This is a genomic window from Methylobacterium sp. B1, assembly GCF_000333255.1.
In the GTDB taxonomy this organism is placed as follows: Bacteria; Pseudomonadota; Alphaproteobacteria; order Rhizobiales; family Beijerinckiaceae; genus Methylobacterium; species Methylobacterium fujisawaense.
This window is the reverse complement of sequence record NZ_BACT01000822.1, coordinates 1-1,940: the sequence shown is the minus strand read 5'-3', so window position 1 is coordinate 1,940 and position 1,940 is coordinate 1. Positions and strand designations below refer to the sequence as shown.

At 72.2% G+C, this 1,940-nt stretch carries 1 protein-coding gene; it reads right to left on the bottom strand.

Annotated elements, in window-relative coordinates; all coding sequences use genetic code 11:
• On the bottom strand, positions 1-1,940 hold a 1,940-nt coding region (locus I53_RS23670; protein ID WP_043355324.1), incomplete at both ends, for a PAS domain-containing sensor histidine kinase.

The following is a 1,940-nucleotide window of genomic DNA, read 5'->3' as shown; positions in this document are numbered from 1 at the left end:
GGGGGATGCCCTGGCCGGTGTCGCGCACCTCGATCAGCACGTGGTCGCCGGCCGGCGCCCCGCCGCGTCCCTCCGCATCGGAGGCCGCCCCCGGATCCAAGACGTTCTCCGTCCGGATCATCAGCTTGCCGCCCTCCGGCATGGCGTCGCGGGCGTTGACCGCGAGATTGACGATCACCTGCTCGAACTGGTTGACGTCGGCCTTCACGGGCCAGACCTCGCGGCCGTGCTTCAGCTCCAGGGCGACCCGCTCGCCGAGCAGGCGCTTGAGCAGGAGGGTGAGTTCGGAGAGCGCCTCTCCGACATTCATCACCTCCGGACGCAGGGTCTGCCGCCGGGAGAACGCCAGGAGCTGGCGGACGAGGCCCGCCGCCCGGTTGGCGTTCTGCTTGATCTGCATGATGTCCTGGAAGGCCGGGTCGGTCGGCCGATGGCTCGCCAGCAGCAGGTCCGAGTACCCGATGATCGCCTGCAGCACGTTGTTGAAGTCGTGCGCGATGCCGCCCGCGAGCTGGCCGACCGCGTTCATCTTCTGGGCCTGGGCGACCTGCTGCTCCAGTTGCCGCTGCGCCGTCGTGTCGAGGGCGTACAGGATCACCCGCTCGGCCTCGTCGGTCTGCTGCCCCGGATCGCCGCCGTCGGCGGGGCTGAGCCAGACCCGGGCCGAGCGGCCGCCGGGCCCGGTCAGCTGGACCTCGATGGGTTCCGGATCGGTCCGACCGCTCGCCGCCCGGGCGAGCCCGGCTTCCAGGGCGGTCCGGTCGGCCACGGAATCGGCGACGTTCGGCTCGACCCGGGTCGCGCCGTCACCGTCGAAGGCGCCGTCATCGGCCTGGCGCGGCACCGTGCCGAACAGCCGGGTGAACGAGGCGTTGGCCCGGGCGATGCAGCCGGTCCGGTCGAGGGTCGCGATCGCGATCGGCGAGTTGTTGAGGAAGCGGGCGAGGCGCACCTCGGCGGCGCGCTGCGGCTCGTCGGTCTCGGCCCCGGCCGAGCGGTTGATCACGAAGGTCCGCGACGAGCCGGGCTTGCCGTCCTTGCCGAAGGCGACCCGGTGGTAGAGCCGCACCGGCAGGGTGTGGCCGTTGCGGCGGCGCAGGTCGAGGTCGAAGCGGTCGGTGCGGACCTCGCCCGGCAGGCCGGCGGTGCGCACGAGAACATCCGCCTCCGGGGCGATCTCGGTGAGATGCGGCCCGCCGGGGCCGACGCTGGCGAGATCGTAGCCCAGCCAGGCGGCGAGCGTCGCGTTCATGTAGACGATGGCGCCGGCCGGATCGATCGACAGGAAGCCCGCCGGGGCGTGGTCGAGGTAGTCGATGGCGTGCTGGAGTTCCTGGAAGACGTTCTCCTGCCGCTCGCGCTCGGCGGTGATGTCGGCCACCGTCCAGAGCGAGGCCGCCCGGCGCGGACGCGCGAGGGGCCGCACCGAGACGCGGTACCACCCGAAGCCGCGCTCGCCGACCGTCGGCCCGAGGGGCGGCGACATCCGGACTTCCTCGGTATGGGCCCTGGCATCGCGCGAGGCCTGCGACAGGCGGTAGACCGCCTCGGAGACCTCCGGAGAGCCGACGAGGATGCGCTCAACCGGCACGAGGTTCGAGAACGTGTCGCCGCTGGCGATCCGCAGATAGGCCTCGTTGGCGTAGATCAGCCGGCCCCCCTCCTCTACGACCAGCTTGCCGTCCGGGGAGGCGTCGACGATCCCCTTGGTGATGTCGTCCCGGGCCGCGCTGCCGCTGAGCTGGAGCGCCCCGATGGCGAGGGCGAACAGGAAGAACACGCCCGCCATGGCCAGCAGGGCCAGCAGCCAGACGATCAGCGACTGGGCCTGCTCGTTGGCCACGAAAGACAGGCCGATGGCGGCGCCGACCAGCAGCCCGGCGAGCACGAGGAGCAGGCCGACCCGGCCCCGCTGCTCGGACGGTCGATCGAGCCCGTGC